Origin of the sequence: Janthinobacterium sp. PSPC1-1 (genome assembly GCF_049897625.1) — a bacterium.
In the GTDB taxonomy this organism is placed as follows: domain Bacteria; phylum Pseudomonadota; class Gammaproteobacteria; order Burkholderiales; family Burkholderiaceae_D; genus Janthinobacterium; species Janthinobacterium tructae.
The window spans coordinates 267386-281929 of sequence record NZ_JAFCWP010000002.1; the positions used below are offsets into that span (position 1 = coordinate 267386).

At 61.1% G+C, this 14544-nt stretch carries 10 protein-coding genes and 1 tRNA gene; 6 read left to right on the forward strand and 5 right to left on the reverse strand.

All coding sequences use genetic code 11. The features are described 5' to 3' along the window. The first annotated feature begins 192 nt into the window (after positions 1-192). Positions 193-2268: a M13 family metallopeptidase gene (locus ACP7EG_RS08745; protein WP_426087321.1), complete on the forward strand. Its 2076-nt coding sequence runs from the start codon at positions 193-195 to the stop codon at positions 2266-2268. Positions 2269-2657: 389 nt separating this feature from the next. Next, positions 2658-4562, forward strand: a complete 1905-nt coding sequence (locus ACP7EG_RS08750; protein WP_116745815.1) for a methyl-accepting chemotaxis protein — start codon at positions 2658-2660, stop codon at positions 4560-4562. Positions 4563-4678: 116 nt separating this feature from the next. Here the strand turns inward: ACP7EG_RS08750 and ACP7EG_RS08755 are convergent, their stop codons facing one another. Next, a complete protein-coding gene (locus ACP7EG_RS08755; RefSeq protein WP_426087322.1) occupies positions 4679-5242 on the reverse strand; it encodes a c-type cytochrome in 564 nt (187 codons plus the stop codon). Positions 5243-5441: 199 nt separating this feature from the next. On the opposite strand from ACP7EG_RS08755, the gene ACP7EG_RS08760 reads away from it, so the two are divergent. After that, positions 5442-5517: transfer RNA gene (locus ACP7EG_RS08760), tRNA-Arg, on the forward strand. Between the two features lie 49 nt (positions 5518-5566). Here the strand turns inward: ACP7EG_RS08760 and ACP7EG_RS08765 are convergent. Genes ACP7EG_RS08765 through ACP7EG_RS08780 form a run of 4 tightly spaced genes read right to left on the reverse strand, consistent with a single transcriptional unit; the run spans position 5567 to position 9895 of the window. Next, positions 5567-5902 (reverse strand): DUF3325 domain-containing protein, encoded by a 336-nt coding sequence (locus ACP7EG_RS08765; protein ID WP_426087323.1) that lies wholly within the window; start codon positions 5900-5902, stop codon positions 5567-5569. Beyond that, complete coding sequence (locus ACP7EG_RS08770) at positions 5895-7427, reverse strand: PepSY-associated TM helix domain-containing protein (RefSeq protein WP_426087324.1); 1533 nt, start codon at positions 7425-7427, stop codon at positions 5895-5897. Before ACP7EG_RS08770 ends, ACP7EG_RS08765 begins: the two co-directional genes overlap by 8 nt. A gap of 11 nt (positions 7428-7438) precedes the next feature. Continuing rightward, complete coding sequence (locus ACP7EG_RS08775; RefSeq protein WP_426087325.1) at positions 7439-7744, reverse strand: hypothetical protein; 306 nt, start codon at positions 7742-7744, stop codon at positions 7439-7441. Positions 7745-7753: 9 nt separating this feature from the next. Then, positions 7754-9895 carry a TonB-dependent receptor gene (locus ACP7EG_RS08780; protein WP_426087326.1) on the reverse strand — a complete coding sequence of 714 codons (2142 nt, stop codon included), beginning with the start codon at positions 9893-9895 and terminating at the stop codon, positions 7754-7756. 231 nt (positions 9896-10126) lie between these two features. Between ACP7EG_RS08780 and ACP7EG_RS08785 the strand changes: the two genes are divergently transcribed. The 3 genes from ACP7EG_RS08785 (at position 10127) to ACP7EG_RS08795 (ending at position 14531) form a co-directional block, all read left to right on the forward strand. Further along, entirely contained in the window at positions 10127-10345 is a 219-nt protein-coding gene (locus tag ACP7EG_RS08785) for a hypothetical protein (protein WP_426087327.1), read from the forward strand. Positions 10346-10407: 62 nt separating this feature from the next. Continuing rightward, positions 10408-13065, forward strand: coding sequence for a TonB-dependent receptor (locus ACP7EG_RS08790; protein WP_426087328.1), 2658 nt, complete (start codon positions 10408-10410; stop codon positions 13063-13065). A gap of 113 nt (positions 13066-13178) precedes the next feature. After that, positions 13179-14531, forward strand: a complete 1353-nt coding sequence (locus ACP7EG_RS08795; RefSeq protein WP_426087329.1) for an MFS transporter — start codon at positions 13179-13181, stop codon at positions 14529-14531. Positions 14532-14544: the final 13 nt, after the last annotated feature.

Below are 14544 nucleotides of genomic sequence, written 5' to 3' on the forward strand. Positions count from 1 at the left end.
CCGGGCTAAGCCGATCTACGTCATGTAAACGTTATCTTGTCACAACAAAAAGGACCACTTGCGTGGTCTTTTTTGTATTCATGACAAAGTTTTTTCTGTCATTTCAGCCGGTATGCTACAGTCAAAAACCGGGCCAGAAGCCCTGGGCCTTCTGACCCTTATATTCCACACAATATAATATAGAGGACAACCGTGAATCGTTATTTGTTAAGTGCATTGACCCTGAGTTTGCTGGCTGGCGTGTCCGGCATGGCTGGCGCCGCTGATACGGCCAAGAAAGCCGCTGCTGCTCCCGCCACGGCCGTCGCGGCCGCCGCGCTGACGTCCGGCATCGCCGTCGAGTACGTCGATCCTGCCGTGCGCGCGCAGGACGACCTGTTCCAGCACCTGAATGGCAAATGGCTGGCGGAAACCGTGATCCCTGCCGACAAGTCGAGCTGGGGCAGCTTTGCCAAGCTGGCCGACGATACGCAAACGCAGCTGCGCGGCATCGTCGAAGGCGCTAGCGCCGACAAGGCCCGCGCGGCCGGCTCGAATGCCCAGAAAATCGGTGATTTTTATAACAGTTTCATGGATGAAGCCAAGCTGGAAAGCCTGGGCCTGACGCCCTTGAACGCGGAGCTGGCGAAGATCGCCGCGCTGCAGGACAAGGCGGAGTTGCCTGCCGTCATCGCCCACTTCAGCAAGCTGGGCGTGACCTCGCCGTACGACTTCGCCATCCATCAGGACGCCAAGGATTCCACCAAATACGTGGCCGACATCGTGCAAAGCGGCCTGGGCTTGCCTGACCGCGATTACTACCTGGAAGCGGGCAAGGCCGATACGCGTGCCAAATACCTGGCCCACGTGGAAAAAATGCTCAGCCTGGCCGGCGACGCGAATGCGGCCGCGAATGCGAAAGCCATTGTGGCGTTGGAAACGGACTTGGCCAAGGCGCAATGGAGCAATGTGCAGAACCGCGATCCCGTCAAGACCTATAACAAGGTGGAGCTGGCGAAACTGGCCGCCATGGCGCCAGGCTACGACTGGGCCCGCTACCTGAAGGACACGGGCATCGCCGGCAAGGTCAGCTATGTGATCGTCAGCCAGCCCAGCTACCTGAAAGGTTTTGCAGAGATCGCCAACAAGACGCCGCTGGCGACGTGGAAAGCGTACTTCCAGTGGCACTTGCTGCACGCCAATGCCGGTTACCTGCCGAAAGCGTATGTCGATGAAAACTTCGCGTTTTACGGCACCACCCTGACGGGCGTGACGGAAATGCGTCCGCGCTGGAAGCGTGGCGTGGGCGCCGTCGAAGGCGCGCTGGGCGAAGCCGTGGGCCAGCTGTACGTGGAGCAATATTTCCCCGCCGAGCGCAAGGTGCGCATGGAAGCGCTGGTGAAAAACCTGATGACGGCCTACCAGCAAAGCATCGACAAGCTCGACTGGATGAGCCCCGTCACCAAGAAACAGGCGCAAATTAAACTGGCCAAGTTCACCACCAAGATCGGCTATCCGAACAAATGGCGCGATTACTCGGGCCTGACGGTGGCGCCGGACGACCTGGTTGGCAACATCCAGCGTTCGCACTTGCTCAACTACAACCGCGAATTGAATAAGCTGGGCCAGCCTATCGACCGCGACGAGTGGGGCATGACGCCGCAGACCGTGAACGCCTATTACAACCCGGAACTGAACGAAATCGTCTTCCCAGCCGCCATCCTGCAAGCGCCGTTCTTCGACGCCAAGGCGGACGACGCCGTCAACTATGGCGCCATCGGCGGCGTGATCGGCCATGAAATCAGCCACGGTTTCGATGACCAGGGCGCCCAGTACGACGGCGACGGCAACCTGCGCGACTGGTGGACCAAGGCCGACCATAAAAACTTCGCCAAGAAAACCAAGCAGCTGGTGGCGCAGTACAACAGCTTCAGCCCCGTCAAGGGCCACTTCGTCAACGGCGAACTGACCCTGGGCGAAAACATCGCCGACAATTCCGGCGTGGCGATCGCGTATAAAGCGTACAAATTGTCGCTGAATGGCAAGCAAGCCCCCGTCATCGACGGTTTCACCGGCGAACAGCGTTTCTACGCGGGCTTTGCCCAGGTCTGGCGCATGAAGATGCGTGAAGCGCAGCAACTGGTCTTGCTGAAAACGGACCCGCACTCACCAGGCCAGTTCCGCGCCAACGGCACCATGCGCAACCAGCCCGGCTTCTACCAGGCCTTCGACGTGAAACCGGGCGACAAGATGTATCTGCCACCGAAAGACCGCGTCATCATGTGGTAAACCATTTTTTCGGCTGGACAGAAATACGCTAAGTAATCCTCAGGAAATTATTGTTAATTTATGACGAACAGAACCGGATGCTATGCAAGGCGCCCGCTGCGACGCAGTGCGAGCACTGCTAGCAGCGGGCAACGCCGCAGAGCGCCGGTTATGGAAGTCAGAAATCACAATAATTTATTGGGGGTTACTTAGCAATGCCGCCCGGTTCGCGCCGGGCGGCATTTTTTTTTGCTTGCGTGCCAGCCGTATACAGCGAAGTGTTGCGTGCGTCGCCGGTGATTTTCCTTGCTCGTTGACAACGAAGTTTGAAGCGCCTATATCTGGATGAAAACAATAATAAACCTGTGTAGCGCCCCGTGTGTCATCAAAAAGGAAACATTGTGAGAGACATATTTCGTACGAGCCAAGCCCGTTTTATCACCCTGTTCAGTCTTGTTTTTGTGGTGCTGCTGGTCATGACCCTGGCCGTCATCCATTTTTTCGTCACGCCGGATTTGAAACGCACCGAGGGCATGGTGGTCGGTTTTGATGTCAGCAAAATTTCCACCAGGATTACCGAGCAGTTGCGACAGGTGGAGGCGCAGCAGCGCAGCATCACCCAGACGGTGGCGCTGATGGACAGCGCCGCGATCGACGTCCTGCTGCCGGGGCTGGTCGACCAGTATTCCGATCCGAATGTGTTTGGCGGCGGCATCTGGCCGCTGCCGAAAAAGCGCGATCCCGAGCGCGACAAGTTCAGCACCTTTTTCGCCCGCGATGCGTCCAACAAACTGGTCGTCAACACCCACTGGAACTCGCCGGAGTCGTTGAAGTACTTCGAGCAGAGCTGGTATCTGGGCGGGCTCAAGTCTGCCAAGGGCCATTGCGACTGGGCCAAGGCTTACAAGGACGACGCCAGTGCGCAGCCGCGCACCAACTGTGCCATGCCGATCTACAAGGACAACGAGTTGTACGGCGTATCGACCATCGATGTCACGCTGGGTTTTTTCAACCGCCTGGTGGCCGACATGGAGAAAACGATCCACGGCCAGATCCTGATCGTGGAGCGCGACGGCAAGATCATCAGCAACAGTACGTATATCAAGGACGAGATCGTACTCAAGAAAGTCGAGGATCTGGCGTCCAGTTCGCCGATGGTAGCGGAAATCGGCCGCCTGCTGCCCAAGCTCGATGCGCAGGGCGTGGCCGAATCGGAGTATCGCAGCGACGGCACGCCCCACACGCTGTTTCTGAAGGCGATACCGGGCAGTCCGTGGGTGCTGGCGACCGGTTTGCCGACCAGTCAGCTGACCGAGCAAAGCGACCGCATCTTGAGCAAGCTGGGCATGGTGCAGATCCCCATCGCCCTGCTGCTGCTGGCCATGTTCATCGGCAGCATCCGCCTGTTCATGGGACGCCTGGGCGTACTCAAGAGCAATATCGACGCGCTGTCGGCTGGCGACGCCGACCTGACGCGGCGCCTGCCAGGCGGCGGTGGCAGCGAGTTCAACGATGTGGCCGGCAGCTTCAACGCCTTCATCGAACGGCTGCAGCAGATGATGCGCGAAATCGGCACCAGCACGGCGTCGATCGCGCTCGCTTCGCGTGAAATCGCCAGCGGCAACCAGGATCTGTCGGCCCGTACCGAAAGCCAGGCCAGCGCGCTCGAGCAGACCGCCGCGTCGATGGAGGAGTTGACCGGCACCGTCAGGCAGAACGTCAGCAGCGGCCAGGAAGCCAACCGGCTGGCGCTGGACGCCTCGAAGGTGGCGGCGCGGGGCGGCGCGGTGGTGACGCAGGTGGTCGAAACGATGGGTGCGATCGAACACTCGTCGAAGAAGATTGCCGACATTATCAGCGTCATCGACGGGATTGCGTTCCAGACCAACATCCTGGCGTTGAACGCGGCCGTCGAGGCGGCCCGGGCCGGCGAACAGGGCCGCGGCTTTGCCGTGGTGGCTTCCGAGGTACGCAACCTGGCGCACCGCTCGGCCACGGCGGCCAAGGAGATCGGCGCGCTGATCGTTGAATCGGTGCACAACGTCAACGCCGGTACCAAGCTGGTCGACCAGGCTGGCGCCACCATGCACGAGATCGTCGCCGGCACCGACAAGGTTGCCAACATCATCGGCGAGATCCTGCTGGCCAGCCAGGAGCAGGAAACGGGCATCGGCCAGGTCAACCAGGCCATCGTTCAGCTCGACGACACCACCCAGCAAAATGCCGCGCTGGTGGAGCAGGCGGCAGCGGCAGCCCATTCGATGCAGGAGCAGACGGCCAAGCTCGAACAGATCATCGGCGCATTCAAGCTGTAGCGCGCCGCGCACGGACATTAAAAAAGCCGCCCGGTTCAGTTGAACCGGGCGGCTTTTTCACATCTGCGGCAGCCTTTGGGAGCCGCTTCAACGCGCCGCCTGAAGCGGCATCGCGCTTATTTCTTGGCTTCTTCCGCTGGTGCGCCAGCGCCGTCAGCGGCTGCGGCCGGTGCCGGCACTTCCGGTTCCTTGAACTTGCCGCCCGAAGCGTTGGCCATGTAGACCACGGCGCGCGCCACTTCTACATCGTCGAGGTCAGGATTGCCGCCCTTGGCCGGCATCGCGCGCAAGCCTTCGATGGCGTGCTTCAGGACCGTATCGTAGCCCTGGGCCAGACGGGCCGACCAGCTGCCCGCATCGCCAAACTTCGGTGCACCGGCCACGCCGGCGCCATGGCATGCCACGCAGGTGGCCGTGTACACGGCTTCGCCGCCTTGCAGCACCTTCGGACCGCTGGCATCCTTGAAGGTAAAGCCGGCGTTGGCCACGGGGCTCAGGCGCTCGGCAATGGCTTCCGGCGACTGGCTTTCCGTCCCTGCACCCGTCAGTTTTTGCGCCGTGACGAACTGCACCAGCAAGATGATGCCGATGACGGTGACGAGGAAGAAGCCAGCTACGGCGGCAAGCAATTGCTTAGGCGTTTTGATCGCTGATTGTTGTTCGTTATGTGCGTCGCTCATGATGTCCTTAGTCCAGATTTGAAACTGATGGCCGTGTAAGGTAGCATTTTTACATGCTTGGATGTAAACCTTTGTGAAACCCACAATTATAGGCACAAAAATTGAGCAGCGACATGCAATTGCCAGCGATACGACAGTTTCCGTAGACGTAGGTAAAGAAAAACGGTATCCTTCGCATCACTTCAGAAATTCCCCCTACGCGGCTGTAGCTCAGTGGATAGAGTATTGGCCTCCGAAGCCAAGGGTCGTGGGTTCGATCCCCGCCAGCCGCACCAAGATTTTCCTCGCGTTGTTTCTTCTATTGGTTTAGCCGCATCGCTGGTCTCAGCGTGGTGCGAATTTGCCTGCGCCTTGCGCGATGCCGCGCAGCCAATGGGGCTTCCAGCTGAGCGTGAAGGCCACGGCCATGATGCCGGCGCCCATCATCAGTACCCATAGCAACAGGCCAAAGCCGCTGCCGTGACCCGCCACACACAGTGCGCCGGCCAGTGCCAGGGTGGTGCCGGCCGCGTAGCGCCAGCGGCGGCGCAGCCGGGCCGATGGCGGGGCGGGCTGCGTGCCGACGCTCGCTGCCCAATGTTCTTCTTGTGATAGTGCAAGCAAGGCAAATGCCAGGTAGATGCCTGCTGCGGCAGCGCAGCTCAGTAACAGTTCAAGCATGCGAGCCTTTCCCCGCTTTGCGGCCCAGGCGGCGTGCGCTGGCTGCGGCCAGCACGGCCGTCGCCAGTAGCAGCAGATCCATGCCGGCCACGGCATGCTGGCCCGTGGCCAGCGCGTGGAGCGGATGGTCGCCCGTGGTCAGCCAGTTCAGCAGTACAGCCAGCAGCGCCATGGCGGCGATCAGCCAGGCCTGTTCGCGCCAGGCACGGCCAGCGCGCAGCCAGGCGTGCAGGAAGGCGGCCACCCAGACCACGTAGAAAGCTGCCATTTCCAGGCTGGCACGCGGCATGCCGGCCATGGCGGCGTCGAGCGGCAACAGGCGGTTGGCAACGAAGAAGGCCAGCGTGGCCAGCATGATGCCCGTCACGCTGCCGATGGCCAGTCCCTCCACCACGCGCACGCCGTGTAGCCCTTGCCTGGCGTGCCGCGCGCGGCGTCCCTCCAGCCAGAACAGGTAGCCTGTGGCGATCAGCAGGCAGCCGGAGAGGCCGCCCAGGAAGTACAGCCAGCGCAAGGTCCAGTGGTTGAAGCGGATGAAATGCAGGCCGGACATGACACGCTGCGCCGTCATCACGGGCGCGGCCTGGAAACGCTGCAGCAGCGCGCCCGTGCCGGCGTCAAAATACAATTGGTCCAGGTTCATCGTGATATCGCCCGTATACGAACGGCGCAGCTCGACGTAGCTGTTGGCGTCGCCCGGGTGCCAGACGCGCATGAAATACGGCTGTCCGCCATGCCATTCGCGTTCGGCCAGCCTGGCCATGGCGTCGATCGACGCCAGCGTGCCGGGCTGTCCCGTTTTGGGGCGTTTGAAGCGGCCATACGCTTGCGCCATGAAGGCGCCCTTGGCCTGTTCGCCGCTGCCATACGTGGCTTCGTGCGCCTGCGGAAAGTAGATCGTGATGAAAATGATCAATCCGGACAAGGTGATCAGGAAATGAAACGGCAGCGCCGCCAGGCCGCTCAGGTTATGCAGGTCCAGCGCGCTGCGCTGCAGCCGCTTGCGGGGGCGAAACGTGAAGAATTGCGCGACGATTTTCTTGTGGATGACGACGCCGGAAACGAGCAGCACCAGCATCGCCATCGCTGCCAGTCCCACCAGCCATTTGCCCAGGTCCAGCCATGTCAGGTGCAGGCTGTAGTGAAACGGAAAGATAAAGCCCGATCCCCCTGCCGTTCCCTGGTCAGGGATAAAGGCATGGCCGGCGGGATCGAGCTGGTGCGCCACGCTGTTTTTGCCGAGGCGATAGGAAAACCCCAAGGTCGGTTCGCGTGGCGTGGGCAGGTCGACGCGCCACTGGCTGGCGCCGGCCGGCACGGCAGGCAGCACGGTGCGGGCAATGCGGTCGAGGGAGAGTGGCTGCGTGGCGGGCGCCAGCCGCGTTTGCGGCATCATCCAGCGGTCGATTTCGGCGTCGAAGACGCTCAGGGTGCCCATCCAGAAAATGGCGAACAGCACGCTGCCCAGGATGACGCCGGCCCAGCTGTGCAGCCAGACCATGGATTTGCCAAACGTGCGTTCCATGCGGCCGCTTCCTAGGTGATCAGATAAATCAGGATGGCCAGCACCGCGGCGCTGGCGCCCAGGCGCAGCCACAGGCGTGCCAGTGACGGCACGCTAAAGCCCCACAGCAACAGCAGCAAATACACGACAAAGCCCAGCATCGCCGCCAGCACCACGGCCTCCGAACGGGCCATGCCCAGGCGCGCCAGCACGGCGCCGGCCGCCGTCACGCCCAGCGCCGTGATGGCGTAGCCGCCCGCCACGGCGCCCGTCACGCGCAGCAGCATGCGGGCCGGGGCGGCGATGCTGGCGACTCTGGAGCGCGCGCGCGTCGTCATGCGTGCCGCTTAGAAGCGCAGCGAGTAGCCAAGCGACAAGGTGCGTCCCCGTCCGGCGAAGTAGCGTTTGGGTTCGACCAGCGCGCTTTGCGAGTAATACGTGATGTAGTCGCGGTCGAACAGGTTGGCCACCGCCAGGCGCAGCTCGCCCTTGGGCAGGCGGTAGCTGGCCGTGGCATCGACCAGCGTGTAGCCGCTGAAATCCTTGGCCGCGTCGTCGAACGACTGGCGGAAGGCGTGCTGTGCTTGCACGAAGGTTTTCAGCTGGGCGTTCCAGTCGGCCGACCAGGTGGCGATCAGGCGGTTGGGCGCCACGTTCAAGCCGTCGAGGCGCGCGTCCAGGCTGCCGTTCTCGTCGCTGTCATAGCGGCCCTTGGTGTAGGAATAGGCGAGCTTGGCGCGCTGGGCCGCGTTCAGGCGCAGGCCGACGCTCGCTTCCACGCCTTCGATGCGGGTTTTTTCACGCGCCATCATGAAGGCGCCATTGATGGGTACGATGCGCGTGCCGAAATCCGAATCGGAGCGGAAATAGCTGGCGTCCGCATCCCACGCGCCCTTGCGCACGCGGGTACCGACCTCGATGCTCTTCGTGAGTATCGGTTCCAGGTTGTGCATGTTGGCAATGCTTTGTCCCGGCGTATTGATCGAGCGCAATACCCTGCCGATATCGGGCATGCCGAAGCCTTCGGAGTAGCTGCCGAACACGGTGATGTCTTGCAGCGGGGTGTAGACGAGGCCGGCGTTGACCAGGGTTTCATTGAATTTCAGCTTGCCGCCCGTCACCTTGACGCGTTTGTACTGGGCCAGGGTCTGGTAGCTGTCGATTTGCAGGTCGGCATTTTCCTTGCGCACGCCCGCGTGCAGCGTGAGCTGGCCCGTCAGCTTGTATTCGCCCTGCAGGAACAGCGACAGGTTGCGGTATTCGGACTCGGGCACATAGGTGCGTCCCGTCGCGTACAAGTCTTGCTTGCCCTTGTCGAACAGGGTGTCGAAGCCTACCGTCAGTTTCAAGCGGCCATCGAGCAAGTCCGAGCGGCTCAGGCCGACCTTGCTGCCGTACTTGGAGGCGACGGCGCGCGACTGGTCGTACAGCTTGCCGACGGGCGCGATGCTGGCGTCCTGGAAGGTGGCCGAATTGTCCGCACCAAACAAGCCTTCGAATTCCTGGTTGAAGACCATGGCCGACAGTTCCATGCCGGCCAGGTTGGCGTGGCTGTAGCTGAGGCTGGAAGTCCAGACATCGTTCCACGGTGCAATGCCTGGCGGCTCGCCTTTTACCGACACGCTGGGCAAGCCCGTGGCGCGGTCGCCGGCGACGACCAGGTAGCCGGCCTTCGACTTGATCTTGTAGCGGTTGAGCGACAGTTGCAGACGCTGGTTGTCATCGATGACATAGCCCAGTTTGGCGAGCACGTCATACGTGCGCGAATCCATCAGGTCGCCCTGCGTATTGTCGCTGCCGATAGGGCGGCCCTTGCCATCCAGATACAGCCCCTGGTCTTCGTACGAGGCGGCCAGCAGGTATTCCAGCTTGTCCGTGCGTCCATCCAGGCGGTAGCTGGTCTTGTAATTCATCACATCGGAGCCCGTTTGCGCTGTCGGCGCTGTCGCCTGGATGTCGATGTGCTGGTTGAAGCTGCCTTTTTCAGGACGCCGCGTGATGATGTTGATGGTGCCGCCCGTGGCGCCCAGGCCATTGATGGCATTCGCGCCCTGGATCACTTCGATGCGCTCGACCATGGAAAAATCGATGGTATGGGCTTCGCGTCCCGTGGGGCGCATGGGGTTCGATTGCGGCACGCCGTCGACGAGGATCAGCGGTGTGCGTCCGCGCAAGGTTTCGCCCGAGCCATTCATCTTGCCGCGGCTGGGCGTGTAGGACGGCAGCACGCTGCTCAAAACATCCGAGGAATTACCGGAAATGGCCATCTGGCGCGCGATTTCCGCCTTGCCAATGATGACCACGGTTTGCGGCGCCTTGTCTGCCGCGATATTCGAACGCGAGGCGGACACCACCACGGCCTGCATCTGGCCGTCCGTCCCGCTGCCGTCCACCGCCAGCTGCGCCACGGCGGATGGCGCCGCCAGGGCAGCCATCAGGGCGGCGTACAGGGGATGATAAGGCAACGGCATGCTTTTGAATAACTTCACTGGATGTCCTTCAGACTGAGGGTGGGAATGCCATGGCCGCACTGAGGATTGCAACGCAGACGCCATGGCCGCGAGGAAATGGCACTGTTGGCGGCAAGCTATCGACTCAAAGAACCCGAGGTGCGCCAGTGACTGTTGCCAGGCAGGGCACTGGCAGGGCAAAGATGCCCGCTTGGTTGGCTGCCTGAGAATGATTGTCATTATCAACAAGTGCGACAGGCATGTCAATGCGTGCCGATCGACGTTAACCATCGCCACAACGCCTGCGGCGCGATTCCACAGGGATGGCCATGCTGCCGTTTTTATGGGAAGTTTCTCCCGAAAATGCCCACGACGCCCCTGCCGTTGTCACTTTACAACCTTCAAAGTCTCTCCACCACCGATATCAAAATTGATATCGAAACAGTGGAAAAATTGATTGGAGAGATTATCGTCCAGCCCCTAAGATAAACGCCGAGCATGCGCACGACATGCAAGCGGTACAACAATATCAATACAATATCTGGAGATTCATGATGCGCCACGCCACCGGCCCGCTCGCGGCCACTTTCCCTCGTCCATTCACCTTGAAGGCAGCCGTTGCGGCATTGGCCGGTATCGGCCTGCTGAGCACGGCTTCGGTATGGGCGCAGGACGCGGTGGCGGCCGACGCCAGTGTCGACCCTGCTGCGGAAGTGTCTGTCGTGACCGTCAGCGGCGTGCGCCGCTCGGCGCAAAATTCGCAGCAGATCAAGATGCGCTCGGACCAGGTCATCGATTCCATCGTCGCGGACGATATCGGCAAATTCCCCGACAACAACGTGGCCGAGACCCTGGCGCGCATTTCCGGCATCCAGATCCGCCGTGATTCGGGCGAAGCGAGCGCTGTCATGATCCGCGGCTTGCGCGATGTCACGACCCTGCTCAACGGCCGGGAACTGTTCACCACCACGGGCCGCTACGTCAACCTGGCCGACATTCCCGCCACCATGCTGCAGCGCGTGGACGTGTACAAATCGCAGGGCGCGGATCAGGTCGAAGGCGGCGTGGCCGGCATCATCGACGTGCGCACGAATCGCCCGTTCGACTTCAAGGAATTCACCGCCAGCGTCAACACGCGCGCCGTCTACAGCGACAAATCGAAAGCCACCGACCCGAACATCAGCGGCATGGTGGCTAACCGCTGGAAGACGGGCATCGGCGAAGTGGGCGCGCTGCTGGGCTTGTCGCAGCAGCAGCACCGTTACCATGAAGAACGCGCGTTCAGTACGGCCCCCGTGGACAAAAGTTTCCTGTCGCCGGGTTTGACGGGGCCGGACCAGGTGGGCTTGTTGCCGATCAAGGGCGACCGCCGCCGCAGCACCGCCAATGCCGTGCTGCAATGGCGTCCGAACGCCGACGTTGAACTGTACGCCGAAGGCATGGCCACGCGCTTCCTGCTCAACGCCGAATCCGACTACTTCGTCGGCTTGCCATGGTGGGGCACGCCCGTCTCGGCCACCAAGATTGCCGGCAGCAACCAGCTGCAAACGCTGACCTCCAAAAACGTCAACACCATCATGTCGACGCAAGCGAACAAGAACCAGACGAAGACGCATCAGTTTGCCGTGGGCGGCTTGTGGGATATCAACCCGGAATGGCGTTTCACGTCGGAAGTGGCCAGCACCAAAAGCAGCTATACCTGGCGCAACCCGATTCTCGATGCGATTACCGTCGTGCCGAACGCCAGCATCAATACCAACCAGAACGGCACCTTGCACGTCGACTACACGGGCATCGATTTGCAAGACCCGTCGAACTACCATCTGAAGGGCTTTTTCGACCGCTATGGCCGGGATCAAGGCAGTTCGAACGACCTGCGCGCCGACCTGGCGTACACGCCGAGTGCCGGCGGCTTCTTCAAGGAAATCAGCATCGGTGTGCGCGGCGTCAAACGCGAAGCCGAATCGATCAAGAGCTTCGAGGGCAATGCGGAAGCACCGGACGTGTCCGGCGCAGCGTTTCCGTTCAATCGCCAGAGCGTGACGTCGATTCCCGGCCTCAATTGCCTGTCGGAACCGATGTCCAGCGGTGGTCCCGACTATGGCTTGAAGCAGTGGTACACGCCGTGCGCGAGTTTCCTGCTCAATAACACGGGCACGATCCGCCAAGCCGTCACGGGCAGCAGCGCGGCGCGCGCCATGGATCCGGGCTCGTTCTTCAAGGATACGGAAAAGACGTATTCCATCTATACCAAGGCGAAGATCGCCTTCAAGCTGGGCGCCTACCCAGTCGATGGCACTGTGGGCGTGCGCGTCGTGCGCACCGAACAAAGCCTGCAAGGCAATAGTTCGCAAGACGGCGTCTACACGCCCGTCATCAGCGACACGGCCAGCACCGACGTGCTGCCCAGCGTGGCCCTGAAAATCAAGCTGCGCGCCGACCTGGTGGGCCGCTTCGCCGCGGGCCGCACCATCAGCCGCCCTGGCTTTGCACAGCTGAACCCGGGCGTGGCCCTGGTCAACTCGACGGAAACGGTGAAGGCGACGGGCGCGGGTGGCAACCCAAACCTGAAGCCAGTGACGGGTGACAATGTTGACGCCGCACTGGAATGGTATTTCGCGCCGGCCGGTTCCGTGACGGCCACCGTGTTCCACCACAAGTTCGACGGCTATATCCAGCAACGCATTGCCAGCGAAACCATCGCCGGCAAGACCTACGACGTGGACCGCCCGTACAACACGGCCGCCGGCAAGCTGCAGGGCCTGGAAATTGGCTACCAGCAGTTTTATGACGGCTTGCCGGGCCTGTTGAGCGGCCTGGGCTTGCAAGCGAACGGCACCTACATGAGCGGCACCACCGACGACGAGACGGGCAGCCATGCCATCACGGGCGTGTCGCGCTATGCCTACAACCTGGTGCTGCTGTACGAAAAAGATGCGTGGTCGGGCCGCCTGGCTTACAACTGGCGCTCGAAATTCATCGACAGCTACAACCAGGGCGGCCCCGGTCTGGACTTGAAAGTGGCGCCGACGGCCCAGCTTGACGGATCGCTGTCATACAAGATCAATGAGCAGTTCACCGTGACCCTGGACGGGAATAACTTGCTCGATACCAAGTTCAAGGATTACTGGAACGAGGCAGGCGTGTATCCGCGCGATACGCGCCGTTATGACAGGACAGTCGGTTTATCCCTGCGCTGGAAAATGTAAGTTAGTCGCACAGTAAACATCAAGGGCGTTGCCAAGGTTTCGGCCGGCAGCGCCCCTTGCGTTGCAGTTAGGCAGTCAGACACGATTCATCATCAAAAGAATGGACGCAAAGCATGGAGACGCAAAAATTATCCACCGTTGAAAAGGTCGGCTTCGGCGCGGGCGACATGGCGCTCAATGTCGTCATCTCGTCAATGATGTTGATCATCACCTTTTTCTATACCGATATCTATGGCTTGAAAACCACGGACCTGGCCCTGCTGTTCGTGGCCGTCAAAGTGGTGGGTGCCATCGCCGACCTCGTCATGGGGCAGATCACCGACCGCTACAGCTTTGCCTCGGGCCGCTACCGCCCGTATCTTCTGTGGCTGGCCGTGCCGTTCGGCGTCAGCGTGTTTTTTGTGTTCACCACGCCGGAATGGGGCTATGACGCCAAATTGATCTGGGCGTATTCGACGTATATCCTGATGACCATCATGACGGCCGGTGTGGGCATCCCCTACATCTCGCTGATCAGCGGCCTGACCAGCGACCCGCACGAGCGCCTGTCGGCCAATGGCTACCGCCTGTTCTTTGCCAAGATCGGCGCCTTCATGGTGACCATCGTCGTGCCGATCCTGTCGCAGCGCTGGGGCGGCGGCAACCCGGCCGTCGGCTACCAGGCGGCCATGGCCGTGATGGCGGTGATGGGCGTGGCCCTGTTCCTGTTCTGCTATTTCACCACCACCGAGCGGGTCGTGCACGTGGTGGAAAAACAATCGCTGCTGGAACAAATGAAGGTGCTGCTGCAGAACGACCAGTGGCTGGTGCTGTGCGGCGTGTGCGTCACGGGCACGGTCGGCTACGTGGTGCGCGGCTCCGTCGCTATTTATTATGCGAAATACTATCTGGGCGGCAGCACGGAAACGGTGGCCGCCTTTCTGACCACGGGCGTGGTGGCGGCCATCCTGGCCATGATCGCCTCGACCTGGATCACCAAGTTTTATTGCAAGGTCAAGCTGTTCCGCTACTCGCAAATCGGCGTCGCGCTGATCAGCCTGGCTATTTACTTTTTTGTGAAGCCGAGCGACACCGTGCTGGCTTTCGCCCTGTATTTCCTGCTCTCCTTTGTGGTGGACTTGCACGCGCCCGTGTTCTGGTCGGCGATTGCCGAAACCATCGATTATGGTCAAGTCAAAACGGGCAAGCGCGTCTCCGGTTTCGCCTTTGGCGGCATCTCCGTCTGCCAGAAAGCCGGCATGGCTGTGGCGGGCTTTTTGGTCGGCATGCTGCTGTCCTACTTCGACTACCAGCCCAACCATGAGCAAACACAATTCGCCCTGAACGGCATCGCCCTGATGCTGTCGATCATCCCCGGCTTCTTCCACTTGCTGATGGGCTTGCTGATGTTCAAGTACCGCATCAGCGACAGCTATTACACGGGCGTGAAAACCGAAATGCACAAGCGCGGCTATGTAGCCGCCTGAGACTAATTATTTG